The sequence below is a fragment of the Microbacterium sp. LjRoot45 genome (assembly GCF_964253325.1).
Classification (GTDB): Bacteria; Actinomycetota; Actinomycetes; order Actinomycetales; family Microbacteriaceae; genus Microbacterium.
On the sequence record NZ_CAXUQM020000001.1, the window covers coordinates 2,511,763 to 2,537,060 of the forward strand.

Sequence of the window (25,298 nt, forward strand, 5' to 3'; positions counted from 1 at the left end):
GTTTGGCGTCGTGTCGAGATTGTCATCGTGCCGTCTGAAACGTCGGCGAAAGTCAAGATCCAGCACATCGAAGCCGGCACTACTGGCGGTCAGGAATGGGTGCACGCGCGGCGTCTTCGAGTCCCATGGGGTGAGAGTGCGGAGTACCTCGTGTCCCTCGACAAGTGGGCGCGGGCGGAGTCGCACGCTACCCCGACCCCCATCGGTGATGCCGCTCAACTACTCCTCGGTTCTCTCGTTGCGCCCGAGGTCGCCGAGTTCGAGGGCGACGGCTGTGGGGGTGTCCTCCACGTCCGCGATCTTCCACGGCTGGCCGCCGCATCCGGACTGACAACATTCGAGATCCTGGGCCACCACGCGGATGCCTTCCACGAGAACGGCGACTTGCTTCCGTGGCCCACGGTCGACATGCTTCTTCATCGGCTGTGTGCACGTCAGCCAGCCCCCGCCCTCGAGCTGCTGAGATCGGCGCTGCGCCGACAAGGCGAGTTCCAAAGGCAGTCGGACGCGAAAGGTGAACCCTGGTGGATGCGCCCGGCGTCAGATGAGGACGTGGCAACGGCGCGGCGGCTCAAGCAATGGCACGACGGGGATATCTCAGCGAGCCACGCGCTACAACGCTGGCTAGACGCAGGAACTCCGACACTTTCGGCGCGTTACGCCGCGCTGCACCGCATGTACGCCGAGCTCGCGGAAGCCGCGCGGGAGGCAGCGCCGCGGGTCCGAGTGGCACGCAGCCAGACGGCGGATCGAGTCGCCGACGAACTGCTACGGCTCGCCAATAGACCGCTACCAGATGAGGCGGTTGATGGCTGCCCGACCGGCGGCCGAGAGTGACAGGACGAGCGACGGTCGCGACGATTTCTACGTACACCTTGTCCCCAGGGTTGGGAGGTGCTTCGTCCACTTACGGCCTTCACCGGCGCAGATTGCTCGGTGGTCTGGGCAACCCAATCGGGCGTCCTCTGGCTCTATAGTGCGACCATGCATCGATCCACGGCGGCCGCGTTCGTCATCCCACTCTTGGTGGTCTTGAGCGCCTGCACGCCTCAGGCAGACCGCGCTCTCGAACAGTGCATGACTGCGGTCGCGGAACACCTCTCAATCTCGACCACATCGCTCGAACTGACCGAGACGATCAAGACGCCCGGTGGCGCTGTCGACTGGCGCGGCACCTACCCCGGCGGCGAGTGGGCATGCGGCGGAACGGTGGATCGGCTCAGTATGGCGGTGGTCTATCTCGACTCGGGTGAGGTCGAGACCGCCTACCTCGACTAGGGGATTTCGTCGACAGCGCTAGACCAGACCCAACAGCGATGCTCGTGCCCGTCGATGGTGAACACGATCCCGACGGCATCAGCGGTCCAACGAGCAGCGACCGCGTCGACATGGACGGGTGTGTCCCCGAATCTCACCCACGCCTTCACGCGCCGGCGCGGACGCGGGTCGATCGTCAGCGGCTTCTCGTCGAGCCGGAGCTCAAGAGGCGTGAGCGTCTGCAGCTTCGCGCCCCGGGCGATCGACTGCAATACCCGGTCGTTCATGCGAGCGTCGACCGCGTCTGCGTACCGCCTGTTCGTCCCCACCTGCCCGAGTTTCCCCTCCTCCGGCCGATGGCCAATCGTACGGCGATGCCTCCGACATCGGGCTTTCCTCACCACCAAACAGAACGCCGACCTCGACAGGTCGGCGTAGAGTCCGCGGTATGACGGAAGAACTCGAGATATCGGACCGCGTGTACTTCGGCATCGCGTCCCTCAAGGGCTGGGACTCAGCCCTCAACGATGCTGCGCAGATCGCCGACAACTTCCGGTGGCGGCTCGGAGTACTGCTGTCTACGATCCTCGTGGCATCGGACGGTGGCGGCGAGCCGGTGACTGTCGCGGGAGACTTCGATGATGACCGGACGGGAACTGGATTCATTGCGCTCTTCTACCCGGAATGGGTAGTTCTGGCGCGAGTCGAGGAGTTGTCCGCCACCGGCGGGACGACGACCGTCACGGTGCACCGCCTCAGCGACGTACGAGTGGTGAGCATCCGGACTGAGCACATGTACTTCGACGGCACCGAACGCTCACCGCGGCACCGGGGAGTCTCATTCACTGTCTCGATCGAGGGTGACGAGTTCGACGTCACTTCGATTTCGCGGACTGCCAACGGTAGCCCGCTTCGGCATCCGGACGCCGTACTTGCCGCTTTCAAGCTGATCCGTGACGCCAAGCAATAGCCGCCGCCCTAGTCATCGTCCTCAGGGTACTTGGGCGCTTCACCAGGCCCACCGTAGATCTCGTCGAGATTGAGTTCGGTGTACTTGATCTCGATCTCTTGTCGGTCCATCGAGTGCTGTCTCAACCGAACGATGTCCTTAGCGAACTCCTTCACAAACTTGCCCGGCTCCTCCACCCAAACCGCTCCAGCTCGAGCGATGTACTGAGTTACACCTTCCCTCGCTATCCGGCGTGGCGGTACTCCGAATTTCTCACGCTCGCTCTCGTGGGCGAGCCCTCGAGCCGCCTCAACCCCGCAGAACGCAAACTCGAAGAACTCGGCACCCTTGGGCTCCGTGATGGCCAACAGCTTGGCCGCTTGCCATCGAGGGTCGCTCTGATACTGGCCGATGTCACCCGCGATCAGTTCGGGCATGAGCGAAGTGATCGCATCAACGATCGTGCGGCGGCGAGCCCGCTGCGCATCCTTCCGCGCAGCCGACACCGCGATGAAGGCCAACAGAACGGCAATGGCGGTGGTCGCGACCGTCGCCATCGCTTCCCAGAATGGGAACGTCCAATCAATGGTCATGTTCGGAATCTAGCTCTAGCGGTATGTCTTGTGTACTCCGCTACGGTGACTGCATGACCCCGCTTACGGAGGAAGAGAAGCTCGCTTATCAGACCGTCGCCGCGCGGCGCGCTCAGTTTGATGCCGCCGTCTGGAGTACCCCAGCACTGAGCATCACTGCCCTCACTTTCACGCTCACTATTACCGCCAATCCCGACATCCCTGTCCTCATCCGCGTGGCAGCCGGCGCTCTGGGCGTCTTCCTCGGACTCGCCGCGATCGCACTCATGCGTAGGCACCGCATCGCCGAACTCGCCGACGCTGCATGGCTCGCAATGATGGAGCACAACCACGGAATGCCCATAATCCACGGCGAGACGTGGCTCACCACTCAGACCGAGCCCCGATGGGGTATGCCCACGTGGTGGCGGTATGTGAGCAAGGTTCGCGTCTACCACCTGTGGCTAACCGCCTTGTTCCTGTTCACGGCCGGCGCGCTACTTCTATGGGTATGGGTACTCGCCACCGGGATCTAACGCGCCCGACCCTCTCGAGTGGATACCTTGACCTGATTGATCATCGGGGCCGCACTCGTCGTGTCGGTCATCGCACTCATCACCGCACTGCAGGCCCGACGTCGCCAGCGCTGACACCTACCGCACCACCAACGGCTAGAAGCGGAGCGGAGGGCGTGGGAACGCTCCTGTCGGTGTGTCGGGAGTGTGCCGGTAGTCGGTTTCGTCTTGGAGTCCCCAGTACGTCTGTTGGTCCAGCCAGTGACAATACACCCGGTCGGCCGTGATCCTGTTCGGCCTTCGTCCGTTCGGCCCTCGCCATGCCGCCACTTCGACTCTGCTGTGGGTGAGGTGCGCCTTGTCACGGACGTACTCAACTGCTGGAGCCAGGTCCTGGTCAGAGGACATGACGATAGCCGTATCGAACTTCCCCTCCGAAGCCATCGTCACGAGGTCGACTGCGAGGGCCACGTCGATGCCCTTCTCGCGAGGGGAGTCTTCGCAGTCCGGCCAATCCGCGGGGTACCTGAGAGTCCGTTTGATGATGTTGATGCGGTTGTTCCTCGTCCAAATCGACATCTGCCGCCGAGCGGCGGAGTACCCGTTCGCGTCGCGGGCCTGATCGGGTACACCGCGGTAGACCCTCACCTCGAGGAGGTCGCGTTCACCATCACGCCCGCGCGCAGCGAGATCCAAACCCAGATCTAGAGGGTTCACCTGCCCCTTGAAGTGTGGGTCATGGGGGGAGTGGAAGCTCTCTCGGGCACGCATGTAGACGTTCTGCCAGTCAAGAAAGACGATGACCCTCTCTGCCACGGAGGCCCCCCTAAGACAATCCCCGCCGTGCGGAAGCTAAGTCCGGACGGCGGGGTGGATTGCCTTCTAGCCTAGGTGGGTATTTTCCCACGTGTCAACTTTGCTAGTACGTCCTGGTATCTCCTGGTATCTCCTGGTATCCCGTCGTCTGCGCGGCAACTGCGGCGCAGAGTGGCGGTGAGGAGTCGGTGCCGTTGATGCCGACAGTGTCAGGCTGGGAAGTCCGGCGGAACGATCGAGCTCGAGCCGGGGGCGACAGTCATCCCCGATAGCGCGAGATCGCGAGTCACGACCGCCGGCAGCCATTCCACGCGCTCGACTGATCATTCGGATAGAACGTGTGGGAGAACTGTGCCGTCTTGCTGGGTGGCTGGTCGCCGAGAGGTACCGTCCAACCCAATTCTTGACTGGGCACGATGGACCTAGGGAGAGAGCTGACGGTCACGACCTCCCCGACTGTGCCGCGGCTACTCGACGCGACGAGTCGTGTGAAGTTGACTAGCGCCTCGAAGATCCTGCCCGGGTCCGAGGGGTTCGCACGCACGGCGAACTTCACGGTCCTCCGAAGATGCGCCATCGCGACCTTCGGGTAGGGCGCCCCGATGGCACCGACGATCAGCTTGTGGTTGCCCATCGAGCTGTAGCGCACTTGAAAGTCCCCGACAGGTTGAATGAACTGGATCATCTCCCCTTGGACACCCCACTCACAGTTGCCCACACGGACCCCAACCGGCCAGGACGACGGTGTCCGGTTAGGGCTGTGCGCGAACCCTGCCAACTGAAACTGATGAGGTGCGCCCCGGAGGTGTCGATTGCTCGCGTAATGCTCGTTCATCGCGTCGGCTAACGCCTGGGGCGCAGCCGCAGGATCGACACCGGAGATGACTTCCGCAGCCCACATCTCCATCGGCTTCCCGTCGAGAATCGCCACGCCGGTATAGCCCATCAGCATCTGACCCCAGAGCAAAGTCGTCTTCGTCGCCCGGTCGCTCTGGTCGATGATACGCCGACCGGCGGAGGTCGTTAGCCGTCGATCGCTAGCCATGACGACGTACTCTGGTGTGACCGCGAAGGTGATCAGCGTCATGTCGTGAGAGTAGCCGGGAACGCGACCAGGGCACCCACCCCCCCACCCCAACCTCGCTCCCCATCTGCTCGCCACCGTCCGCACGGACAGCCGCCTGCGGGAGCTCGACGTCGTCGACCTGATCGACTTCATCGCCGGGACGGGTGTGCGGATAGCGAGGCGTGCGCGCTGGCGTGGGACGATGTCGACCTGTCCGCGGGGACTGTCACAATCCGGGCGAATGCTGTCCGAGCGACTGGCAAAGGCGTGATCCGGCAAGAGCACACCAAGACCGACGCCGGGGCCCGCCGGCTACGGGTATCCCAAGCCGTCCTGGGCGTCCTGGCGACCGGCGCGTCCGCGGTGGCCCACACCTGCACGGCCTCGTGTTTCCAACCGTCCTGGGGCACCTCCGCGACCCGAGGAACACTGCGCGGGACTGGGCCGAGGCGCGGGCCCGGCTAGGGATCGGGGAGTACTCGTTCCACAGCTTCCGGAAGACGGTCGCGACGGCGCTCGATCAAGCGGGCCTCTCCCCCAGGGACATCGCCGAGTATCTCGGGCACGCGAACCCGGCGCTGACAATGGGCACGTACATGAGCAAGACCGTAGGTGGCTCGCGTGCGGCAGACGCGATCGATGCCGTTATGGGCCGCTAGGGAAAGTGCGGAAATTCCGCACTTCCCGGACTGGACGCCGGTTGTGTTCCCGGGAACACAACCGTCAAGTGGCGAGGAGGTGGACGGGGTAAGTTCCCGGGAACTTAGCCCGAATGTGCGGGGTTTGTGCGGGATCGCCCGACTCATAACGCAGAAAGCCCCGGACGAATCCGGGGCTGATCTGGTGTTTTGGTAGCAGGAGCGGGGCTTGAACCCGCGACCTCACGATTATGAGTCGTGCGCTCTGACCAGCTGAGCTACCCTGCCGCGATGCACCCGAAGGTGGCGTGCGAGCCCCGAGTCAGGATTGAACTGACGACCCCTTCCTTACCATGGAAGTGCTCTGCCACTGAGCTATCGGGGCGTGCTACCCGCGTGCGGGCAACCAGAACAGAATACCAGAGCACCGGCATCCGTCCGAACCGGCGTCAACCGTCGGTGTGCTGCTCCATCCACGCGATCGGGTCGGTGTGGGTGGTGCCGTCGAGGAGCACTTCGAAGTGCAGGTGGGGTCCGGTCGCCTTGCCGGTCTGGCCGACGCGGCCGATCACTTCGCCCACCGAGACGGTGTCGCCCTGCGACACCGTGAGCGACCCGTATTGCATGTGCGCGTAGCGGGTGGAGACGAGGCGACCGTCGATCACGTGGTCGACGACGACGGTGACGCCGTAGTCGCCGCCGGCCTCGGTGGCGATGCGCACGGTGCCGTCGGCGATCACGTGCACCTCGGCGCCCGTGCCGGGGGTGAGGTCGACGCCGCGGTGGGGCGACGAGAACTTCGAGAGGTAGGTTTGCGAGCCGTAGGCGGCCGAGATCGGCACGCCGACCGGGAACGGCCACTGGATCGCGGCGCTCGGGTCGCTCACCCAGGTGCCGGCGAACTGGGTGACGCCGGAGTCGGCGGCGATGTCTTCCATCGACTCGACGTCGAAGCTCGACGAGCGCTCCAGCGTGCTGTCGCCGTCGGTCGACGACACGTACGCCTGGATGTTCTCGGTGGCCTTCGGCTCGGGCGCGGCCACGGCGATGTCGGCGCTCGGCGGCGTCGCCGAGATGGCGGATGCCGGGAGCGTCGTGCCGATGGCGAGCAGCCCGACGAGCGACATCACACCCAGCGAGAACGACGTGGCGGCGACGCGCTTGAACGACACGCGACGGTGCCGACGCACGACGTGCGCGGCGGGACCGGGCGCGGCCACGACGGGAACGGTCTGGATCGGCGTCTGCCCCGTGAAGGAGAGGAGGCGCGCGGCTTGCTCGAACTCGTCGGCGAGGCACGGCTCGGCGGCAGCGGCGACGAACGCGAGCGGGATCGCGTCGGCGGCGTGCGTGTCGATGAGGACGGACTCCGCAGCGGCATCCTCCGCGGTCGCGACGACCTCTTCGGCGGGCAGCGTGTCAGCGAGCGCGAACGCAGAGACGCCGGGCTTCGCGTGTGCGCGGTCCCGGCGTCGGAGGGTGGGGGCGGAGACGGATGCCGGTGCGGCATCCCGGGTCTCGGCGATCGGAGCGATCGGACCGTTCGTGGGCTCGGTGTGCTGGGAGGACACCTGCGGGGCCTCGACCTGCGGGGCCTCGACCTGCGGCACCTCGACCTGCACGGCCTCGACCTGCGGTACCTCGACCTGCGGTACCTCGACGGCCTGCGCCTGCAGACGACGCCACTGCGCGCGCGTCAGCTCCGCCTGGACGGCGGGCGCGGCGGCACGGCTGGACCGGCGCGTGGGCGCAGCGTCGGCCAAGGGGGCGTCGAGGGTCAAAAGTGCAGGCTCTCGGTCGGGCGCATCGGGTTGCGCGGGCTTCGGGGGGCTTCCGTCGAGCGTCACGAATCGGGTGGGAAAGGTAACGATCGGGTAAACACTACCTCGCTCGGCCTGAGAATGCCATGGATGCTCACTGATATACCGCGGAGCTGATCCGCTCGAACAACTCGGGGCCCGCGGCGATCGTCATCTCACGCCCAGGAGCGCCGTCCGGCATCCCGCCGACCCGGCCGCCCGCTTCGACCACGAGGAGTCCGCCGGCCGCGTGGTCCCACGGGTGCAGCCCGCGCTCGAAGTAGCCGTCGAGCCGCCCCGCGGCGACGTACGCGAGGTCGAGCGACGCCGCGCCGGCCCGCCGGATGTCGCGCGCGAGAGGCATGACGCGTCGCAGCCGCGCGAAGTCGCCCTCGTGGGTAGCGGGGTCGTATCCGAAGCCGGTCGCGACGAGCGCACCCGCCGCGGTGGGCGCGCCGACGTGCAGCCGCTGGTCGCCGAGCCACGCCCCGCCGCCGCGCGTGGCGTGGAAGAGCTCGTCGGTGACGGGCTGGTAGACGACCCCGACCTGCTGCTGCCAGCGCGCGGCTGTCGGCTCCCCCGTCACGGCGGCGATGCTGACGGCATAGTGCGGGATGCCGTAGAGATAGTTCACGGTGCCGTCGATCGGATCGACCACCCACGTGATGCCGGTGGGGTCTCCGGCGGGCGCTCCGGTGGCGCCGCCCTCCTCGCCGAGGATCGCATCGCCCGGGCGTGCGGCAGCCAGCCGCGCGCGGACGAGGTCTTCCACCTCGCGGTCGGCCTCGGTGACCACGTCGGCCAGGGTCGACTTCGTCGCGGCGACCGCGACCCCCTCGGCCCGACGGCGCCGTGCGAGGGCACCGGCCTCCCGCGCGATGTCGACGGCGAGCGCGAGCAGTCCGGTCCTGTCGACTCGGGACGAAGATTCCTCCATGCATTCCACGCTACGCCGATACCGTGGATGCCATGAGCCGCTCCTCGTCGAGTCACTCCGATCGTCACGATGTCGTCGTCGTGGGCGGTGGTCACAACGCGCTCGTCGCCGCCGCCTACCTGGCGCGTGCCGGGTACCGCGTCGTCGTCCTCGAACGGCAGGACCATCTGGGTGGCGCCGCGGTGTCGGAGCGACCGTGGGAGGGCGTGGATGCGCGTCTGTCGCGCTACTCCTACCTCGTGAGCCTGCTTCCCGGCAGCGTCATCGACGATCTGGACCTCCGCATCGACCTCCGGCGTCGCCGCTACTCCTCTTATACGCCCGATCCCGCCGACCCGCGTCGCGGCATCCTCGTCGACAACGGCGACGCCCTCGCGACGGCGATGAGCTTCGCGCGGACCACCGGCGACGCGCGCGAGGCGGAGCGGTTCGCCGAGTTCTCCGACCGACTCCTGCCGATGGCGGCGACGCTGTTCCCCACGGTCACCGAGCCGCTGCGGCGAGCGAGCGCGGTGCGTGACACGGTCGCCGACGCACGGCTATGGGATGCGCTCACCGCGCGCCCGCTGGGCGAACTGCTCCGCGAGAGCCTGTCGACCGACCTCGCCCGTGGCATCGCCCTGACAGACGGCCTCATCGGCACGTTCTCGTCGTCGGACGATCCGTCGCTGCGGCAGAACCGGTGCTTCCTTTACCACGTCATCGGCGGCGGGACGGGCGACTGGGACGTGCCCGCCGGCGGCATGGGCACCGTCAGCGCGGCGCTCGAGCACGCGGCCCGTGCGGCGGGCGCCGACCTGCGCACCGACGCCGAGGTCGCCTCGGTCTCCCCCGACGGCGAGGTTGTGCTGGCCGACGGCGAGACGTTCCACGGCCGCCTCGTGCTGAGCGGGGTGGGCCCGTCGGTGCTCCGCGGCCTGCTGCGTGCGGGGGGCGCCGTTCCCGAGGCAACCGCCCCGGCGACGGCACCTGCTGCGGCGCCCACCGACGACGCGCGCCCCGACGATCCCCGGCCAGAGGGCGCGCAGGTGAAGGTCAACATGCTGTTGCGTCGTCTCCCCCGCCTTCGCGACGAGGACGTCGCCCCCGAGGCCGCGTTCGCCGGCACCTTCCACATCAACGAGACGATGACCCAACTGGATGCCGCTCACGCGATGGCTGCGGCAGGCGGCATCCCCTCGCCTCTCCCGGCGGAGATCTACTGCCATTCCCTCACCGACCCGTCGATCCTGGGCGACGATCTGCAGCGCAGTGGGGCGCAGACCCTGACGCTCTTCGGATTGCAGGTGCCGCACCGCCTCGTCGCGGATGCCGACGGCGACACGGTGCGGGGAGAGCTCCTCGCCGCCGCTCAGGCGTCGCTCGACTCCGTGCTGGCGGAGCCGATCGCGGACTGCGTCGCCGACGCACCCGACGGGCGACCATGCATCGAGGCGCGCACCACCGCCGATCTGGAAGCCGATCTGGGCATGATCGGCGGCGACATCTTCCACGGCGACCTGTCCTGGCCGTGGGCGGACGACGATGAACCTCTCGACACCCCGGCTCAGCGGTGGGGCGTCGCCACCGGCCACGAGCGCGTGCTCGTGTGCGGATCGGGCGCCCGCCGCGGCGGCGCCGTCAGCGGCATCGGCGGGCACAACGCCGCGATGGCCGCCCTCGAGATCCTCCGCGGCTGACCGCGGATCGCCTCACTGCTGGGGCGGCGGAGGGGGCGGCGGGTAGCCCTGGTAACCCTGACCGGCCGCGGGGGCCGACGGCGGGGCGGGCTCAGCCGGAGCCGCCGGCGCAGGCGGAGCGGCAACGGCCGGAGCGGCAGCGGCGGCCGGGTAGGTGGGCTGACCCGTGTAGTACGCGTTCCAGTCCGGCGAGCCGTCGGGTAGGGCGGGCAGGGGCGTGCGGGCGTCGGCGTAGGTCGGCCACTGCGGCACCGCGGGAGGGGCGGGCGCGTAGTACGCCGACGGCGCGGGCGCCTGCGGGCGGGGGCGTTTCGGCGCGAACAGCGCGTTGACGAGGGGCACGAGCGCGGTGCCGACGGCCGCGAGGATCGCGAGGGCGACGACCACGCGCCAGTAGAACGGGCGGAAGTCGACGTACTCCTCGATCATCAGCGGCAGGATCAGCATGACGGCGAGGATGACGACGAGCCCGATCGTGACGTAGGTGACGATCGCGGTGAACGTCGTGCGGTGGCGGTCGTGCGCCTTCGAGAAGAGACGGATGTGCAGCAGCGCGCCCTGCAGGATCAGGACGATCAGCAGGAACTTCGTGAAGCGTTCGATGCCGCTGCCGAAGGCGCCGGTGGCCTCCGGCATCCAGATGAGGAAGGCGCCCACCAGCAGGATCAGCACCCACGTGACCATGCTCGCCAGCGCGAACCACGCGGGTCGGCGCGCCGCGAGGTTCGCCTCGAGGATCGCGACGCCGGCGAAAGCGGCGAGCAGCAGGATCGTGAGGAAGGCCTTCGCGATCATGCCGTTCGCGTCGCCGACCAGCACCCACACGACGCACACGACGGCGGCGGCGATGAGGGCGCCGATCGCCACCCAGATGGATGCGCGCAGAATCCTGCTCGAACTGGGATGCGTGATGGGTTCGCTCACCGTTGCTCCTCCGGTCGTGGCCGTACCTCCCCTCATCCTTGCACGATGACCCCGGCGACGTGATGGCGCGTCCACAGCGGTCGGTAGACTCGCCCTCGAGATGGCCTACCAGGTTCCCCGGATGGACGAGCGGCAGTCGCGCGCATGGCTCGCCCTCGTGTGGACGACCGAACTCCTCCCCGCCGCCCTCGACGCGCAGCTGCAGGCGGATGCCGGGATGACGCACTTCGAGTTCATGGTGCTGTCCACGCTGCAGCAGGCCCCGGGCGCCACCCTGCAGACGAAGGACCTGGCCGCGGCGGTCAGCGCCACGATGCCGCGGCTCTCACGCGTGGTGGGAAAGCTCGCAGAACGCGACCTCGTCGAACGCGTGGGCGGCACGGACGATGCCCGCATCGTGAACGTCCGGCTGACGACGGCGGGCCGGCGCGACCTCGTCCGCGCGGTGCCGTCTCACCTCGCGCTGGTGCGCGACCTCGTCATCGATCGGCTCTCCCCCGCCGAGCTCGACGCGCTGACGGACGCCCTGGAGCCGCTCGTCGATCGCCTCGGCCCACGAGGGCGCCTCGGCCGTACCTGACGTCGGTCCGCTCGCGCTCGGTCAGCGCGACAGCACGTCGTCGATGCCCGCCGCCGGAAGCGCGACGGTGACCTGCGTGTCCCACGGATCGCTCACGACGATCTCGTTGCCCCGGTCGGCGAAGGGCAGGCGGTGGTGCCGCAAGCGCGCCGCCAGCGCATCGAGGTCGTCGCGCGCGGGCACGGTGAGCGCCACGTCGCCGAGGCCGAGACTCGCCGCGCGCGGCCCGGCGCCCGCGCTGTTCCAGGTGTTCATCGCCACGTGGTGGTGGTAGCCGCCGGCCGACGCGAACAGGGCTCCTGGGAACGACCCGACCGTCGTCTCGAAGCCGAGCGCGTCGATATAGAAGGCGCGCGCGGTGGGAATGTCACCGACTTGCAGGTGCACGTGGCCGACCTTCCCGTGTGCAGCGGCCGCCCCCGCCACCGCCGCGTCGGTCAGATGCTTCTGGAGGTACGCGTTCGGGTCGAGGTAGAGCGTCGACATCTGCAGCTCACCGGCCGCGTAGCGCCACTGGTCGCGCGCGCGGTCGGTGTACAGCTCGATCCCGTTCCCCTCCGGATCGGTGAAGTAGAAGGCCTCACTGACGAGGTGGTCGCTCGACCCGGCGAACCTGCTCCGAGGGTCCTGCGCGGCACGGAGCACGGTCGCCGCAAGCGACGGCGCGTCGTCGAAGAGGAAGGCCGTGTGGAAGAGGCCCGCCTGACGGGGGTCGACCGCCGGCAGTCCCGGCGTGGCGATGAGCCGCACGAGCGGAGTCGCTCCCCGTCCGAGCACGCGGTGCACTTCGCTGCCACGCGACCGCTCCTCCAGCGGTTCCATCGCGAGCGCCGCGGAGTAGTACGACGACATCAGATCGAGGTCGCCGACGCGGAGGGTGACGGCATCCATTCCCGTGTCGGGGTTCAGCACGCGGTCAGGCGCCACCGCAGGTGCGGGGGTGGTGTCGGTCATGGTCGTCTCCGCTCGGGCATCATTCAGTTGTAGGTACAACATCTTGACGTGCGGAGTATTCCCGCGTGACGACGCTCAGCCGTCGGATGCCGTGGGCGCGCCCGTCGGCACCGGCTTCGCCGTGGGCTTCGGCGCGGGGACGGGCGCCGGCTCGGGCACCGGCCCCGGAAGCGGCGACGGCGTGAGAGCGATCACCGTCGCGTTCGTGCGGAACGTCCAGAGCGTCGCGCCGTCGCCCGTCTTCAGCCGCAGCCATCCCGCGTACGTCCCCGTGATGACGTAGAGAGTGCCCTTCTTCGCCGAGATGCGCCCTGCCGCGCACGCGGTGGACGGGGCCGTGCGCACCGTCGTGGCATCCGTCTTGATGCGGGCGACACTCGCGCGCGGGATCAGCAGGTCGTCGGCGACCGGCTTCCGGCACGAGGAGACCGTCGACGGCGCCCCCGTGCTCGTCTTCACGTCCGGGGCGAACCAGTCCACGTAGTAGTTGTAGAAGTTGCGGTTGCCGTATGTGGAGCAGGGGTCTCCCGAGCCGTAGCCGGCGTTGAGCGCCGACAGGTTCGGGCGATACGGCGTGTAGTTGTAGAGGTTCGCCGTCGCCTGATTGGTGATGAACACCCGGGAGGTGCCGCAACCGGCATCCGGGTGCCAGAGGATCGTGTTGGTCTGTCCTGCGCGGTAGCGGAACGCCTCAGGCTTCTTCGTGTAGATCTGCATCTGCCGCGCCCCGAGATACACCTGATTGACGAAGCCCGCCGCCGCCGCCGAGCACGGAGCGGTGTCGGGACACGACTGGCCCATCGCGGCGCGATACGACCACTCCGTCGGCGCGGTCGAGGTGACGAGGCCCTGCTCCTTCTGGAGCATGACGAGGATCACCTTCGGGTTGATCCCGCACGCCTTCGCGACGGCGACGATCACCGCCGACGCCCGCGCTTTCGTCGCCTTCGGCAGCGCCGCGCAATAGGCATCCGCGGCCTTGGCGGGCACGTCGACCGTGAAGCTCTTCAAACACGTCGGCGAGCCGGTCTTCGCCTTGCAGGTCGGGACTTTGGATGCCAGGAACGACTGCACCGCCGATGCGGTCATCGACCCGGAACGGTAGAACTCGGCGTCGCTGATGAGGGTGCCGCCGTCGACGATCGTGCTCGGAAGCGGAGCGGTCGCCGCGACCGCGGGGGGTGCGGCGATCATCGATCCGAGAATCACGCTCGCCGCCGCGAGGATCGCCGCAGTCGCGCGGCGGAATCTCGTCAGGGGCGAATGCATAGGTCCTCGCGGCCGATGCTACCCGCGCGAGCCGTGAGGACGGCGAGTCGGCTCAGTAGGGCAGCGCCAAGTAGGCCGCTGCCACCCAGCCGCGGTACGACCCGTACCTGACCTCGCGCCACGTCTTCGGGGAGCGCGACCAGTTGCTCACGGACGAGCCTGTCAGCGTGACCTTCGCCCCCTTGGGGATCACCGTGACGACCGAGCCCGTCCAGGCTTTCGTCCGCAGGTTCAGCGCGGTCTCGGTGACGCGGATATTGGTGGGCACCAAGTACTTGGAGGTCGTCCACCCGCTGTAGGTCGCGGCCGCTGCCCCGTAGGAGCCGGCCCGCACGCTGCTCCAGCCGTCACGCGTGCCGAGCACGACGACCTTCTGGCCCTTCTTTAGGGTGAGCACGATCTCCGTCGAACCCGAGGCGCTGGCGCGGACATTCAGGTCTTTCGTCGCGGCGTACGACGTGTAGGTGGGTTTGATGATTTTCGACGACATCACCCATCCGGTGCCGTTCGCCGTTTCGATCTTGCGCCACGTGCCGGCCGTGGCGTACGCCTTGACGTAGGAGTGCTTCAGCACGGTGGCCACCGCGACTGCCTTCTCGCCGGGCTGAGCGCGAAGCGTCACATCGGCGGTCAGTTCGCGGGGGAAACCCCGCCCCCCTTCGAACTCCGTCGGCACCACCTGCGTGACCGAGTAGGGAACCCACCCCTCAACGCCGTCCACGCTGATCTTCCGCCACGCGGGCACCTGCGCCGACACCGACACCTCGTCGCCGGCCGCCAACATCTCGACCGCGGCCGCACTGTGCGACGGCTCGGCCCGCACGGTCGTGTCGACCGTCACGATGCGCGCGACGGCGGGGGTGATCGGCTCCTCGATCGGGGCGGCCGTGGCGCTCAGCGCAGGGCTCACCCCCACGAGTCCGACGGTGAGGGCGAAAACGGCAGCGGCGGCGATGGCGACGAGGCTGCGAGAGGTGCGACGCGGGGGCATGCGCTCATCCTGCCACCTGCTGGCCGAATCGCGCGCTCCTGTGCCGTGGGGAAAAAGAAGAGGCCCCGTCCGGACTTCTGTCCGATCGGGGCCGTCCGCGGTGATGCGGTGGTGGCGAGTGAGGGATTCGAACCCCCGAAGTCTAAGACGGCTGATTTACAGTCAGATCCCTTTGGCCGCTTGGGTAACTCGCCAGGTGCGCACCCGCCCGGCTTGTGCAGTCGACCGGAGGCGCGATCACCTATCTTACCTGCACGACGCGCGTGCGAAAAACCACGCTCACGCCGCGACGACGACCCGCTCCACGAACGACTCCACGCGATGCCGGGTGCCGTCGATGCGCCTGTCGACGCTCGCGCGCACCTCGCTGGGAGCGAGCGGCGCGGCCAGCCGCACGTTCTCGTGGCACCCCAGGTCGGCGCAGACGTAGGTGCCGACGCTGTCGCCGCGGGCACCGGCATCCCCCGCCCGCCGTGCGGTGAACAGGGCCACCTGGTCGCCGGGCTGCATCGTGTGACACAGATTGCACATGGCGGGGCGGCCACGACCCGAACCGTCGGTGGCGCGGAGCACGACACCCGTGGGCGAACCGTCGATCTCGGCCACGACGTAGGCACGGCTGCGGGTGCGAGGATCGCGCCAAGCCAGGAAGTCGAGGTGGTCCCAGTCGACGAGCAGGAAATCCGGGGGCAGGGCGACCCGGTCGAGTTCGTCGGGTGCGGCGTTCACGAGGACCGCGCGCACCTCATCCTCGGTGAGCGGCTGCATCCCCCCAGTCTACGAACCCGTCACCGTCGCCGGCTCGACGACGGCGAGCGCATCGCCCTTCCACGCGACGGGCATCGGATCGGTGACGCCTCCCACGAAGCGCCCGTCCTCGCCGACGTTGCGGAACGCGAACAGCAGCCAGCGTCCGTCGTCCCGGCGGCGCAGGAGCCGCCCGACGTAGAGGTCCTCGCCGGTGAGCCGCTGAGCGCGGTCGACGTCGAACGGCCCGAGCACGCTGTCGGCGGGGATCGCCCACGTACCGCCCCGCTCCCCTCGACGCGACGGCATCGAGTGCTCGGCCAGGCACGAGAACAGCAGCACCGCGCGGCCGTCGACGACTTCCACCTGGGTGACCTCGAGCTGCCCGAACCCCGCCTCGCTCGGCACGCTCACCGGCTCGCGCAGCTCCCACTCCCTCAGGTCGGCCGACCAGGCGTGACCGATCACGCCTCGACCATCGACGGGCCCGTGCGGCGCGCGCGCCGTCACGTACATGTGCCAGCCGTCGCCATCCGGATCGGGGAACACCCACGGATCGCGGAACGCCTCGTCGTGCCACGCTCCGCTGTCGATGGTCTCGTACCAGGGGCCGGCCGCCTCCAGCACGGGCCCCGGCGCCTTGTGCCAGGTGAGGAGGTCTCGGGAGGTGGCGTAGCCGATGCGCTGGATGTTCTTCCCGCCGGATGCCAGTGAGGAGCCGGTGTAGAAGAGGTACCAGGTGCCGTCCGGATGCCGCACCGTCGACCCCGTCCAGGTGGCGAGGTCGTCGAACGCGGGCGCATCGCCGCGGACGAGGGCATCCTCGATGCGCGTCCACTCGATGAGGTCGTCGGACACGGCGTGACCGACGGACGCGCGGTAGTGACGCGCGTCCGGATCGTGCAGGGCGCGGGAGGCGTAGAGGAAGAAGAGGTGGTACCGGTCGCCGTCGTCGGCGAACCAGAAGTCCCACACCCAGGAGTCGGGGAGGTCGAACAAGAGAGAGGTTCCTTACTGGAGGTCGTGGGGGCGGGCGGAAGGGACGACGAGGACGGTCATCCCTTGACGCCGCTGGCCGCGATGGAACTGACGAACGCCCGCTGGAAGACGAGGAAGACGACGAGCACCGGGATCGTGATCATCGAGGTGTAGGCCATCACCTCGCCCCAGGCGGTGTTGAGCTGGAAGAAGTACTGCATGCCGACCATGACGGGCCGCAGGTTCTCCTTCTGCACGACCATCAGCGGCCAGAGGTACTGGTTCCAGGCGGGCAGGAAGGTGAGGATTGCGACCGTGGCGAACGCCGGCCCGGACAGGGGCACGATGATGCGGCGGTAGATCCCGAACCAGCTCGCCCCATCGATACGGGCGGCCTCGTCGAGCGACTTCGGAATGGTGGAGAAGTACTGCGTGAACAGGAAGATCGAGAACGCGTTGGCGATGAACGGCACGATCTGCACTTCGTAGGTGTTGAGCCATCCGAAGTCGTACTTCAGCACACCGCCCTCGAACACGAGCGTCGGCAACTGCGCCACCCAGTAGACCATCGGCACCGCGATCGTCTCGAAGGGCACGATCAGCGTCGCGATGATGATGGCGAGCACGACGATGCGGCCGCGCCACGCGAGTCGCGACAGCGCGAAGCCCGCCATCGAGTTGACCACGAGCCCGAGCCCCACGGTCAGCACGGTGACCAGCACCGAGTTGAACATGAACTGCGCGACCGGCACGCGGTCGAAGACACCGAAGTAGTTGTCGAGGCTGATGTCGCCGACCGGCAGGAACGCCATCGGAGAGTCGATGTCCTGCAGGATCTGCGCGTCGGGCTTGAGGCTGGAGACGAACATGAACACGAGCGGGAACAGGAAGACCACGGCCAGCAGCGACATCGCGACGTAGGTCGCGACGACGCCCCATCGGCGGGAGGTCGCGGCGGACCGGGGCGCGCGCCGCGCGTTCTGACGCGAGCGGGCGGGCGGGGCGAGGGTGTCGGTCATCAGTCCTTCTCCCGGGTGAGGCGGCGCTGGATGAGCGCGATGATGAGCACGGCGACGAAGAAGATGAGTGAGATGGCCGCCGCATAGCCGATCTCCTGCTGCTCGTATCCCTTGCGCACGGCGTGGAAGACGATGGTGGAGGTGGCGCCCTGCGGGCCCCCCTGGGTCATGACGTCGATCTGCACGAAGAGGCCGAGCGCGGCGATCGTGATCGTGACGAGCACGAACACCATCGTGGGTCGCAGTCCCGGCCAGGTGACGTTGGTGAACTGGCGCCACGGGCTCGCACCGTCCATTCGCGCAGCTTCGTACAGCTCCTCCGGGATGGTCTGAAGGCCCGACAGCCAGATGATCATGTGGAATCCGACGGCCTGCCAGATCGACATGACGATGATCGCCCCGAGTGCGGTGGACGGATCGTTGAGCCAGTCCGTGCCGCTCCACAGCCCGAAGGTCACCGCGTCGATCATCGAGTTGACGAGCCCGTCCTCGCGGTAGAGGAACTTCCAGAGGATCGAGACGACGACGATGGAGGTCACGACCGGGATGAAGAACACGACCCGGAAGAACGTGGTTCCCCGCAGCCTGCGGTTGACGAGCACGGCGAGGGCGAGTCCCAGTCCCGCCTGCACTGGAACGACGACGAGCGCGAAGAGCGCCGTATTGCCGATCGACTGCACGAAGACGGGGTCGGCGGTGAAGGCGCGGATGAAGTTGTCCATGCCGACGAAGCGCGGCGGGTTGGGCGAGATCAGTCGCGCGTTCGTGAACGAGAGCGTGAAGGCGAGGATCACGGGGATCACGAGGAACAGGAGCAGGAGGATCGCGGCGGGGGCGATCATCCCCCACCCGGCCCACGCCTGGCGGCCGCGGCTCGTGCGAAGACGGTGGAGTGCGCGCCGAGGAGTCTCGGCTGCCACCGTGGGAGGTGTGACAGTCATGAGGAGTCGTGCCTTTCAGCAGCAGGTCCACGGAGGGGAGGGGGCCCGGTCGCGGGCCCCCTCCGCACCGATCACTGGAAGCCGTACCCGTCGTTCGACGCGATGTTCGCGTCGATGTCGGTGACGGCCTGATCGAGCGTGCTCTTCACATCGGCACCGCTCATGATGTTCTTCGCCGCCGTCTCGAACGTGGTCGAGATCACCGCGTAGGCCGGGGTCTCCGGACGCAGCACCGCGTACTTCTGCGAGAGCTCCACGAACGGACGGAGCACACCGTCGTCACCGAAGTACTTCGACGCCTGAGCGGCCGCCTCCGTCGCGGGGATCACGATCTGCTTGTCCGCGAACTCGGTGATGTACTCGTCGTTGAAGCTGAACTCGAGGTAGTCGCGTGCACCCTCGGCGTCGTTGCAGCTCGACGAGATCGCCCACTGCCACGAGCCGCCACCGATCTTCGGGCCGTTGCCGAAGTCCGGCGGCGGGAGGATCAGCAGGTCGTCGCCGATCGCTTCGACGGATGCCAGGGCGTTCCACACGCCCGTGTAGCTGAGGGCGACCTCGTCGTCGACGAACTCCTGATTGCCGACGGTGCCGGAGTTGCTCGCGTATCCCTTGTCGAACAGCTCCTGGAACCAGGTTCCCCAGGCCACGGCGGCGTCGCCGTTGAGCGACCCGTCGGCGCTGAGCATCGTGTCGCGATCGATCAGGTCACCGCCGAAGCTCTGCAGGAGGGGCGAGTAGGCGTAGGGCCACCACTCACCGGTGTCCTCGGCGCCGATGTCGATGGGCGTGTCGTAACCGGCATCCTTCAGCGTGGCGAGCGCCGCGTCGAATTCGTCCTTGGTCCACGGCTGGTCGGTGCTCGGAATGCGGATGCCGTTGCCTTCCAGCACGGACTTGCGCGCGAAGATCGACAGCGCGGCATCCCAGTAGCCCGCCGAGTAGATCTCGCCGTCCCACTTTCCGACGGCGGTCGGCAGCAGCGAGTCGGTGATCTCGCTGGAGATGCCGAGGGGCTGCAGGTACTGCGCCCATGCCCAGTTGGGCATGATCGGGCCGTCGAGGTCGAGGAGGCACGGGAGGTCGCCGGAGGCGGCGGCCGCCACGATCGCGTCGTTGTAGGCGCCCTGCGGGAAGGACTCGTGCACGACCTCGTACTCGTCCTGCGAGGCGTTGTAGTCGGAGATAATCCGCTCGTACACCTCGAGTTCGGCGGCGTTGCCCGCCGAGTGCGTCCACATCGTGAGCTGGGTGCGGCCGTCCTCGCCGGTCGTGGTTCCCTGACCGGCCTGGCCGCATCCCGTCAGGGCGAGGACGGTGACCAGTCCCGCCGCGACGAAGAGGGGCGACGTTCTGCGCGTCATTGTGGTTTCCTATTCCTGGTGCCCGACGCCCACGTCGGGTACCTGATCGGGGGCCGCCGAGCGCGGCCCTTCGGTTGCGTGTGAAGCCCGTCGTCGGTCTCGTTTGGCGACTTGCGCCGGCGGCGGGCCCACAGAGTCTCGTCGGACGACGGGACACTCCATTCGGTGTGCGGCATCCTCATCCCCTTCCGCGCGGACGCCGAGCGCGACCTCCATCGCCCAGCGACCCATCTCGTAATGGGGCAGAGCGATGGTGGTGAGAGGGGGATCGAGTTCCGCGGCGACCAGCTGCTGGTCGTCGTAGCCGACGACGGAGAGGTCTCGCGGGATGCCGAGGCCGCGGCGATGGGCGGCGGTGTACACGCCGATCGCCATGCGGTCGTTGAAGCAGAAGATCGCGGTCGGGCGCTGGTCCTCGGGGAGGTCGAGCAGCCGATCGGCCGCTTCCCTCCCGCCCTGCGCCGACGTCTCGCCCTGCACGTGGAGGGCGGGATCGGCCTCGATGCCGGCCTCGGCGAGCGCGGCGAGGTAGCCGTCGTGACGCAAGCGGGAGGCGATCGGTTCCGGGTCGATCGTGTCGAGGTAGGCGATCCGGGTGTGGCCGGCGGCGAGGAGCTCGCGCACGGCGGCTTCTCCCCCGGCGCGGTCGTCGGGCACGACGCTGCGGAAGCCGCCCGCGGCCGGATAGCAGTCGAGCATGACGGTGCCGTGCGGCAGGCCCACCGGTGCGGTCGCGGCCCGGTGCCACATGGCTGCGTACAGCACGGCATCCACCTGCTGCGCCGTCATCGCACGCACCGCCTCGGTCTCGACGTCGGCGTCGCCGCCGGTGTCGACGAGCATGACCATGTGGCCGTTCTCTCGGGCGGCATCCTGGGCTCCGGCGAGCATGCGCCCCGCGAACGGCGTCGTGGCGATCTGGTCGGAGATGAGCCCGACGATCCGGGTGCGCTGGGTGCGCAGGCCGCGCGCGACGGCGCTCGCGGAGTAGCCCACCGCGTCGGCGGCCTCACGCACGCGCTGCCGGGTGTCTTCGGAGATGCGCGACTGCGCGTTGTTGAGCACGAGTGAGACGGTGGTGACCGATACGCCGGCGGCGGCGGCGACGTCGAAGATGCGTGCCCTGCCCATGCCCCACCTCACATCCTTGTGCTGATCGGTCGTTTCACTGCTTTGATAAAACGTTTTATCGGATAGTAGGACACGAACGTCGTAGTCGTCAACACCTCTCCACGAGATCGCCGCGGCATGGACGGTTCGCCGGGGCGGCACAGGGGCGGCACAGGCGGCTCTCGCCTGGGGCGGTCACCCGGGCGCACAGCGGCTCACCGGGGCGGCACAGCGGAGGAGATCGGCGCTGCGGAGGGCGCATCGCGCGTGTCGGGCCCTCCGATCCGCCGATCTCCTCCCATCCGCCGAGGCGCGTGCCTCCCATCGGCCGAGGCGCTCCTGTCCCCGCGGCCGCCGAGCCCACCCCTGACGGGCGGGAGCCCCCCGGATAGACTTCCCTCATGGCTGACTCTTCGTTCGACATCGTCTCCAAGATCGACCGCCAGGAGGCGGACAACGCGCTCAACCAGGCCCGCAAGGAGGTCGAGCAGCGCTACGACTTCAAGGGCACCGGCGCGTCCATCGAGTGGAGCGGCGAGGCCATCCTCATCAAGGCCAACAGCGAGGACCGCGCCAAGGCCGTGCTCGACGTGTTCCAGTCCAAGCTCATCAAGCGCGGCATCTCGCTCAAGTCGCTCGAGTCGGGCGAGGCGGTCGTCAGCGGCAAAGAGTACCGCCTGACGTCGACGCTGAAAGAGGGCATCTCGCAGGAGAACGCGAAGAAGATCGGCAAGCTCATCCGCGACGAGGGCCCGAAGTCGGTGAAGTCGCAGATCCAGGGCGACGAACTGCGCGTGCAGTCGAAGTCGCGCGACGACCTGCAAGAGGTGCAGCGACTGTTGAAGGCGGCCGACCTCGACGTCGACCTCCAATTCGTCAACTACCGCTAGCGCGCCGCGCGATCCGGCGTCAACCCTGAACTCGGGGGAGTTTTGACCACGTAGGCTGAAGACTCGATCTGGGGAGATCCCGGAGAGGGTGGATGGTCAGAGCAGGTTTCAACGTCGTGAGGGTGTCGGCCGTCGTCGGCCTCGTACTGTCTCTCGTGCCCCTGGAGGCGGCAGTCGCGGATGCCGCGAGCCCCGCGCCGGAGGTCACCGCGTCCCCCACCGCCTCGCCCGCGGCCGGACCGTCTCCGGAGTCCACCGCCGAAGCCTCGCCGAGCCCCACGTCCGACGCGAGCCCGACTCCGACGCCGTCGGCATCCGCTTCTCCGTCGCCGACGGCCCTGCCGAAGCCGCTTCCGACGTCGACGGCGACGCCCGCCGAACCAGAGGAAGAGGCCGAGCACCACACGGACGGTCCCACGATGCCGCTGACGCGTGAGATCCCGTGGTCCTCTTCGCTCTCCATCGCCCCGACGGCGCGCCTCGCGGCGAAGTATGGCCCGCAGCCGGTGTTCCACTTCCCCTGGTCGCCGGGCAAGCGCTGGGGTGCGAGCGGACCGCACGCCGACAGCGACGGCATCTACCAGGGCGCGATCGACTTCGCACCGCTGGGCTCGAGTACCACCGTGGTCCGGGCGATCGCTGCCGGACGCGTGTACCGCGTGAGCTGCGCGGGAGGCTGGTTCCTCGGAATCGACCACGGCGGCGGGTGGATGTCGGAGTACTACCACTTGCGCGAGGCGAAGTCGGGCCTCGTCGGCTCCTGGGTGGAGGCGGGCACGGCGCTCGGGTTGGCCGGTCAGACGCTGCCGTGCGGCGGGACGCCGGGTGACAGCAAGCACGTGCACCTGTCGATCCTGAACGAGGTGGTCGATGTTCCAAGCGGCAAGCGTCAGTACATCCCGGTCAGCGGCGTGCAGTTCGACCGGTTCGAGCTGTACGACACGAGCGGTTCGTACAACGGCGTGTGGCGCGACATGTCCGGCGCGACGGTGCTCACCTCTCGCCGCGTGACCTGCTGCCTCACCGCGTCCACACGCATCGGGCCGTCCAGCCCGAAGGCGGTGCTCCCCGACACCAACGGCAACGGCATCGACGACCGCGCCGAGATCAACGCCTGGGACACCGACCTCAACAGCGACGGCCGTGCCGACATCGTCGGATTCGGCTCGAAGGGCGTCATGGTCAGTCGGAGCACCGGCTCGGTGTTCACGACGTCGACCCGGGCCTTGTCGAGCTTCGGGTCCGAGACCGGTTGGACCACCTCCAAGACACTCCGCATGGTGATGGACGTGGACGGAGACGGGGCACCCGACATCGTCGGCTTCACCGGGTCGGGGGTGTTCGTCGCGCGCGGCAACGGCAGCGGCGGCTTCGGATCCGCCAGTCGGTGGACGACCGAGTTCGGCGCGAACGACGGATGGACGCTGTCCGGCCACGTGCGCACCCTGGCCGATGTCAACGGCGACGACCGCCTCGACATCGTCGCCTTCGGCAAGTACGGCGTGTCGGTCGCGCTCAACCAGGGCAGCTCGTTCGCGGCATCCCGGCGCTGGCTGAGCGCGATGGGCGGATCGGAAGCGGGTTCGTGGGATACCACACGCCATCAGCGGTTCGTCACCGACGTGAACGGCGACGGCCGCGCTGACGTCATCGGCTTCGGTGCGTCGGGAGTGCAGGTGGCGCTCAGCACAGGAAGCGGTTTCGCCGCACCCTCGCGCTGGACCGCGGCCTTCGGCCTCGATCGCGGGTGGCGCGCCGACGTGACCCCGAGGCAACTCGTCGACATGAACGCCGACGGACGGCTCGACGTGGTCGGCTTCGGCCGCGACGGCGTCTACGTCGCACTGAACACGGGGTCATCGTTCGCCACGGCGCGTCGGTGGAGTTCCAGCTTCGGTCAGGACTCCGGGTCGCGCGGATGGCGCACCACGCGAGACTCACGCGTGATCGCTGACGTGAACGGCGATGGCCGACCCGACATCGTCGGCTTCCGCACCGGCGGGGTGTGGGTGGCGCGCAACACGGGATCGGCGTTCACCTCCGCGGCGCGGTGGACGACGGACTTCGGCTCGACGGAGTGGACCCTCGGTGTCATGCCCCGCGCCGTCGCCGACGTGGATGGTGACGGCCGTGCAGACATCGTCGGCTTCGCCCGGCACGGCGTGCACGTCGCGCTGAGCTCCGGGAGCCGCTTCGACGCCGCGGCCCACTGGAACCCCGACTACGGGTGGGGGAAGTCGACGGGCAACTGGAAGGTTCGCACCAAGCCGCGCGGACTCAGCGCCGGCTGAGCGCCTCGGGGGGATCGTGGCCCTCAGCCGAGGGCACCTCCGGTGAGCCAGTTGTCGAGGGAGTCGTACGCCCTGTCGCGCGCGTCGGGCGCCGACAGGAAGACGTCGTGGATGGCGTGCGGGATGCGGACGAGCGTGACCGTCTTGCCGATCCGGGTGGCGGCGCGGGCGATCTCGTCGACGTCGAGCACGGAGTCGGTCGACGTCATCGCGGGCGACCACTGCACCGGCGACGTCCAGCCCGTGGAAAGGAGAACGAGGGTCGGGCACCCCACATCGATGCCCGCGGCGATCGTGGCGTGACCGGCGAGGATCGCGGACAGCCAGCCGGGATGCGTCGGGAACCCTCGCGCCGGGCGCCAGCGCTCGTGCCCCTCGGGAAGAGTTCCGAGCTCCCGCTGCGCACGCGTGTAGAAGCCGAGATCGACCTCCGGATGCCGCCCCAGCGGATCGACCCACGCGGCCGCGCGCACGAGCGGGGCGATCGCCTGTCGTCCGAAGGCACCGACCTGCAGCTCCAGCCACGGACTGTTGAGCACGAGCGCCGCCGCCCTTCCCGGATGACGCGCAGCCCACAGCGAGAGGATGAGCCCGCCCGTCGAATGCCCGACGAGCACCAGGCGACGAGGCCGACCATCGCTCATGGCGCGGAGGGCCGCGTCGATGTCGGCGTCGTAGTCGGCGAGAGAGGTCGTGTATCCGGGGGTCTGTCCGTCGCGGAGACTTCGGCCGTACTTGCGGAGGTCGAGCGCGTGGAACCGCGCCCCCCGTGAGGTCCAGAACTCGGCGAGCCTCGTCTGGAAGAAGTAGTCCGACCAGCCGTGGACGTAGAGCACGTCGACGTCCCGCAACGGTCCGAACAGTCGCTGGAACGCGCTCGGCATCCGTCTCACGAGCGTGGCGACGAGCTCGCCCTCTCGGTCCTGCCCGAGGGGCAGGGTCTGCTGCTCGTACGGCTCCCCCAAGACGTCCGGATGCCAGGAGCCCGCCATGCCGACCACCTCGCCCGGGA

26 protein-coding genes and 3 tRNA genes are annotated in these 25,298 nt (G+C 68.4%); 9 read left to right on the forward strand and 20 right to left on the reverse strand.

Annotated features, from left to right (window positions below; translation table 11 throughout):
* The first annotated feature begins 27 nt into the window (after positions 1-27).
* Entirely contained in the window at positions 28-837 is an 810-nt protein-coding gene (locus ACSQ18_RS11960; RefSeq protein ID WP_436037610.1) for a hypothetical protein, read from the forward strand.
* Between the two features lie 147 nt (positions 838-984).
* The gene (locus ACSQ18_RS11965; protein ID WP_436037611.1) at positions 985-1,278 is read left to right on the forward strand and encodes a hypothetical protein; all 294 of its coding nucleotides are present in this window, start codon (positions 985-987) and stop codon (positions 1,276-1,278) included.
* Here ACSQ18_RS11965 and ACSQ18_RS11970 read toward each other — a convergent pair.
* A complete protein-coding gene (locus tag ACSQ18_RS11970) occupies positions 1,275-1,544 on the reverse strand; it encodes a hypothetical protein (protein ID WP_436037613.1) in 270 nt (89 codons plus the stop codon). The genes ACSQ18_RS11965 and ACSQ18_RS11970 overlap by 4 nt on opposite strands.
* A 161-nt stretch (positions 1,545-1,705) precedes the next feature.
* Between ACSQ18_RS11970 and ACSQ18_RS11975 the strand changes: the two genes are divergently transcribed.
* On the forward strand, positions 1,706-2,227 hold the full coding sequence (locus ACSQ18_RS11975) for a hypothetical protein (protein ID WP_436037614.1): 522 nt from the start codon (positions 1,706-1,708) through the stop codon (positions 2,225-2,227).
* Between the two features lie 8 nt (positions 2,228-2,235).
* Here the strand turns inward: ACSQ18_RS11975 and ACSQ18_RS11980 are convergent, their stop codons facing one another.
* Positions 2,236-2,799, reverse strand: a complete 564-nt coding sequence (locus tag ACSQ18_RS11980; RefSeq protein WP_436037615.1) for a hypothetical protein — start codon at positions 2,797-2,799, stop codon at positions 2,236-2,238.
* Between the two features lie 53 nt (positions 2,800-2,852).
* Here ACSQ18_RS11980 and ACSQ18_RS11985 point away from each other — a divergent pair, with 53 nt between their 5' ends.
* Positions 2,853-3,314 (forward strand): hypothetical protein, encoded by a 462-nt coding sequence (locus ACSQ18_RS11985; RefSeq protein WP_436037616.1) that lies wholly within the window; start codon positions 2,853-2,855, stop codon positions 3,312-3,314.
* Positions 3,315-3,449: 135 nt separating this feature from the next.
* Here ACSQ18_RS11985 and ACSQ18_RS11990 read toward each other — a convergent pair whose 3' ends face one another.
* Complete coding sequence (locus tag ACSQ18_RS11990) at positions 3,450-4,109, reverse strand: NYN domain-containing protein (RefSeq protein WP_436037617.1); 660 nt, start codon at positions 4,107-4,109, stop codon at positions 3,450-3,452.
* Between the two features lie 286 nt (positions 4,110-4,395).
* Entirely contained in the window at positions 4,396-5,196 is an 801-nt protein-coding gene (locus ACSQ18_RS11995; RefSeq protein WP_436037618.1) for a hypothetical protein, read from the reverse strand.
* A gap of 365 nt (positions 5,197-5,561) precedes the next feature.
* On the opposite strand from ACSQ18_RS11995, the gene ACSQ18_RS12000 reads away from it, so the two are divergent.
* A complete protein-coding gene (locus ACSQ18_RS12000) occupies positions 5,562-5,834 on the forward strand; it encodes a tyrosine-type recombinase/integrase (protein WP_436037619.1) in 273 nt (90 codons plus the stop codon).
* Positions 5,835-6,024: 190 nt separating this feature from the next.
* Here the strand turns inward: ACSQ18_RS12000 and ACSQ18_RS12005 are convergent.
* The 4 genes from ACSQ18_RS12005 to ACSQ18_RS12020 form a co-directional block, all read right to left on the reverse strand.
* Positions 6,025-6,101, reverse strand: a tRNA-Met gene (locus ACSQ18_RS12005).
* Between the two features lie 25 nt (positions 6,102-6,126).
* A tRNA-Thr gene (locus ACSQ18_RS12010) sits at positions 6,127-6,198 on the reverse strand.
* 64 nt (positions 6,199-6,262) lie between these two features.
* On the reverse strand, positions 6,263-7,594 hold the full coding sequence (locus tag ACSQ18_RS12015; RefSeq protein WP_436037620.1) for a peptidoglycan DD-metalloendopeptidase family protein: 1,332 nt from the start codon (positions 7,592-7,594) through the stop codon (positions 6,263-6,265).
* 133 nt (positions 7,595-7,727) lie between these two features.
* On the reverse strand, positions 7,728-8,549 hold the full coding sequence (locus tag ACSQ18_RS12020) for an inositol monophosphatase family protein (protein WP_436037621.1): 822 nt from the start codon (positions 8,547-8,549) through the stop codon (positions 7,728-7,730).
* 32 nt (positions 8,550-8,581) lie between these two features.
* On the opposite strand from ACSQ18_RS12020, the gene ACSQ18_RS12025 reads away from it, so the two are divergent.
* Complete coding sequence (locus ACSQ18_RS12025) at positions 8,582-10,228, forward strand: phytoene desaturase family protein (RefSeq protein ID WP_436037622.1); 1,647 nt, start codon at positions 8,582-8,584, stop codon at positions 10,226-10,228.
* Between the two features lie 12 nt (positions 10,229-10,240).
* Here the strand turns inward: ACSQ18_RS12025 and ACSQ18_RS12030 are convergent, their stop codons facing one another.
* Complete coding sequence (locus ACSQ18_RS12030) at positions 10,241-11,152, reverse strand: hypothetical protein (protein ID WP_436037623.1); 912 nt, start codon at positions 11,150-11,152, stop codon at positions 10,241-10,243.
* Positions 11,153-11,252: 100 nt separating this feature from the next.
* Between ACSQ18_RS12030 and ACSQ18_RS12035 the strand changes: the two genes are divergently transcribed.
* The gene (locus ACSQ18_RS12035; RefSeq protein WP_436037624.1) at positions 11,253-11,732 is read left to right on the forward strand and encodes a MarR family winged helix-turn-helix transcriptional regulator; all 480 of its coding nucleotides are present in this window, start codon (positions 11,253-11,255) and stop codon (positions 11,730-11,732) included.
* 21 nt (positions 11,733-11,753) lie between these two features.
* Here the strand turns inward: ACSQ18_RS12035 and ACSQ18_RS12040 are convergent, their stop codons facing one another.
* From ACSQ18_RS12040 to ACSQ18_RS12085, 10 genes are all read right to left on the reverse strand, one after another.
* Positions 11,754-12,686, reverse strand: a complete 933-nt coding sequence (locus ACSQ18_RS12040; protein WP_436037625.1) for a VOC family protein — start codon at positions 12,684-12,686, stop codon at positions 11,754-11,756.
* A 75-nt stretch (positions 12,687-12,761) separates the two neighbouring features.
* Entirely contained in the window at positions 12,762-13,880 is a 1,119-nt protein-coding gene (locus tag ACSQ18_RS12045) for a hypothetical protein (protein ID WP_436037627.1), read from the reverse strand.
* A gap of 127 nt (positions 13,881-14,007) precedes the next feature.
* On the reverse strand, positions 14,008-14,946 hold the full coding sequence (locus ACSQ18_RS12050) for an SH3 domain-containing protein (protein WP_436037628.1): 939 nt from the start codon (positions 14,944-14,946) through the stop codon (positions 14,008-14,010).
* Positions 14,947-15,055: 109 nt separating this feature from the next.
* Positions 15,056-15,140: transfer RNA gene (locus ACSQ18_RS12055), tRNA-Tyr, on the reverse strand.
* 85 nt (positions 15,141-15,225) lie between these two features.
* Positions 15,226-15,714 (reverse strand): FBP domain-containing protein, encoded by a 489-nt coding sequence (locus tag ACSQ18_RS12060; protein ID WP_301037980.1) that lies wholly within the window; start codon positions 15,712-15,714, stop codon positions 15,226-15,228.
* 9 nt (positions 15,715-15,723) lie between these two features.
* Complete coding sequence (locus ACSQ18_RS12065; RefSeq protein ID WP_436037630.1) at positions 15,724-16,692, reverse strand: family 43 glycosylhydrolase; 969 nt, start codon at positions 16,690-16,692, stop codon at positions 15,724-15,726.
* 56 nt (positions 16,693-16,748) lie between these two features.
* Positions 16,749-17,690: a carbohydrate ABC transporter permease gene (locus tag ACSQ18_RS12070; RefSeq protein WP_436037632.1), complete on the reverse strand. Its 942-nt coding sequence runs from the start codon at positions 17,688-17,690 to the stop codon at positions 16,749-16,751.
* Positions 17,690-18,631 carry a carbohydrate ABC transporter permease gene (locus ACSQ18_RS12075; RefSeq protein WP_436037634.1) on the reverse strand — a complete coding sequence of 314 codons (942 nt, stop codon included), beginning with the start codon at positions 18,629-18,631 and terminating at the stop codon, positions 17,690-17,692. Before ACSQ18_RS12075 ends, ACSQ18_RS12070 begins: the two co-directional genes overlap by 1 nt.
* A gap of 71 nt (positions 18,632-18,702) precedes the next feature.
* Positions 18,703-19,995 carry an extracellular solute-binding protein gene (locus ACSQ18_RS12080; RefSeq protein ID WP_144806134.1) on the reverse strand — a complete coding sequence of 431 codons (1,293 nt, stop codon included), beginning with the start codon at positions 19,993-19,995 and terminating at the stop codon, positions 18,703-18,705.
* A gap of 9 nt (positions 19,996-20,004) precedes the next feature.
* Positions 20,005-21,126: a LacI family DNA-binding transcriptional regulator gene (locus ACSQ18_RS12085; RefSeq protein ID WP_144806135.1), complete on the reverse strand. Its 1,122-nt coding sequence runs from the start codon at positions 21,124-21,126 to the stop codon at positions 20,005-20,007.
* A 380-nt stretch (positions 21,127-21,506) separates the two neighbouring features.
* On the opposite strand from ACSQ18_RS12085, the gene ACSQ18_RS12090 reads away from it, so the two are divergent.
* Positions 21,507-21,995 carry a YajQ family cyclic di-GMP-binding protein gene (locus tag ACSQ18_RS12090; RefSeq protein WP_144806136.1) on the forward strand — a complete coding sequence of 163 codons (489 nt, stop codon included), beginning with the start codon at positions 21,507-21,509 and terminating at the stop codon, positions 21,993-21,995.
* A gap of 92 nt (positions 21,996-22,087) precedes the next feature.
* Positions 22,088-24,286, forward strand: a complete 2,199-nt coding sequence (locus ACSQ18_RS12095) for an FG-GAP-like repeat-containing protein (protein ID WP_436037637.1) — start codon at positions 22,088-22,090, stop codon at positions 24,284-24,286.
* A 23-nt stretch (positions 24,287-24,309) separates the two neighbouring features.
* On the opposite strand, the gene ACSQ18_RS12100 is transcribed toward ACSQ18_RS12095, so the two are convergent.
* Positions 24,310-25,278 carry an alpha/beta hydrolase gene (locus tag ACSQ18_RS12100; protein WP_436037638.1) on the reverse strand — a complete coding sequence of 323 codons (969 nt, stop codon included), beginning with the start codon at positions 25,276-25,278 and terminating at the stop codon, positions 24,310-24,312.
* Positions 25,279-25,298 lie beyond the last annotated feature (20 nt).

What these genes read in the sequence shown, in the direction of transcription:
- ACSQ18_RS11980 (WP_436037615.1), bottom strand. Translation starts at nt 2,799, where the DNA reads ATGACCATTGATTGGACGTTCCCATTCTGGGAAGCGATGGCGACGGTC.
- ACSQ18_RS11970 (WP_436037613.1), bottom strand. Translation starts at nt 1,544, where the DNA reads ATGAACGACCGGGTATTGCAGTCGATCGCCCGGGGCGCGAAGCTGCAG.
- ACSQ18_RS11985 (WP_436037616.1), top strand. Translation starts at nt 2,853, where the DNA reads ATGACCCCGCTTACGGAGGAAGAGAAGCTCGCTTATCAGACCGTCGCC.
- ACSQ18_RS12025 (WP_436037622.1), top strand. Translation starts at nt 8,582, where the DNA reads ATGAGCCGCTCCTCGTCGAGTCACTCCGATCGTCACGATGTCGTCGTC.
- ACSQ18_RS12060 (WP_301037980.1), bottom strand. Translation starts at nt 15,714, where the DNA reads ATGCAGCCGCTCACCGAGGATGAGGTGCGCGCGGTCCTCGTGAACGCC.
- ACSQ18_RS12040 (WP_436037625.1), bottom strand. Translation starts at nt 12,686, where the DNA reads ATGACCGACACCACCCCCGCACCTGCGGTGGCGCCTGACCGCGTGCTG.
- ACSQ18_RS12070 (WP_436037632.1), bottom strand. Translation starts at nt 17,690, where the DNA reads ATGACCGACACCCTCGCCCCGCCCGCCCGCTCGCGTCAGAACGCGCGG.
- ACSQ18_RS12085 (WP_144806135.1), bottom strand. Translation starts at nt 21,126, where the DNA reads ATGGGCAGGGCACGCATCTTCGACGTCGCCGCCGCCGCCGGCGTATCG.
- ACSQ18_RS12100 (WP_436037638.1), bottom strand. Translation starts at nt 25,278, where the DNA reads ATGGCGGGCTCCTGGCATCCGGACGTCTTGGGGGAGCCGTACGAGCAG.
- ACSQ18_RS12090 (WP_144806136.1), top strand. Translation starts at nt 21,507, where the DNA reads ATGGCTGACTCTTCGTTCGACATCGTCTCCAAGATCGACCGCCAGGAG.
- ACSQ18_RS12045 (WP_436037627.1), bottom strand. Translation starts at nt 13,880, where the DNA reads ATGATCGCCGCACCCCCCGCGGTCGCGGCGACCGCTCCGCTTCCGAGC.
- ACSQ18_RS11965 (WP_436037611.1), top strand. Translation starts at nt 985, where the DNA reads ATGCATCGATCCACGGCGGCCGCGTTCGTCATCCCACTCTTGGTGGTC.
- ACSQ18_RS12095 (WP_436037637.1), top strand. Translation starts at nt 22,088, where the DNA reads ATGGTCAGAGCAGGTTTCAACGTCGTGAGGGTGTCGGCCGTCGTCGGC.
- ACSQ18_RS11975 (WP_436037614.1), top strand. Translation starts at nt 1,706, where the DNA reads ATGACGGAAGAACTCGAGATATCGGACCGCGTGTACTTCGGCATCGCG.
- ACSQ18_RS12035 (WP_436037624.1), top strand. Translation starts at nt 11,253, where the DNA reads ATGGCCTACCAGGTTCCCCGGATGGACGAGCGGCAGTCGCGCGCATGG.
- ACSQ18_RS12020 (WP_436037621.1), bottom strand. Translation starts at nt 8,549, where the DNA reads ATGGAGGAATCTTCGTCCCGAGTCGACAGGACCGGACTGCTCGCGCTC.
- ACSQ18_RS11995 (WP_436037618.1), bottom strand. Translation starts at nt 5,196, where the DNA reads ATGACGCTGATCACCTTCGCGGTCACACCAGAGTACGTCGTCATGGCT.
- ACSQ18_RS12050 (WP_436037628.1), bottom strand. Translation starts at nt 14,946, where the DNA reads ATGCCCCCGCGTCGCACCTCTCGCAGCCTCGTCGCCATCGCCGCCGCT.
- ACSQ18_RS12075 (WP_436037634.1), bottom strand. Translation starts at nt 18,631, where the DNA reads ATGACTGTCACACCTCCCACGGTGGCAGCCGAGACTCCTCGGCGCGCA.
- ACSQ18_RS12080 (WP_144806134.1), bottom strand. Translation starts at nt 19,995, where the DNA reads ATGACGCGCAGAACGTCGCCCCTCTTCGTCGCGGCGGGACTGGTCACC.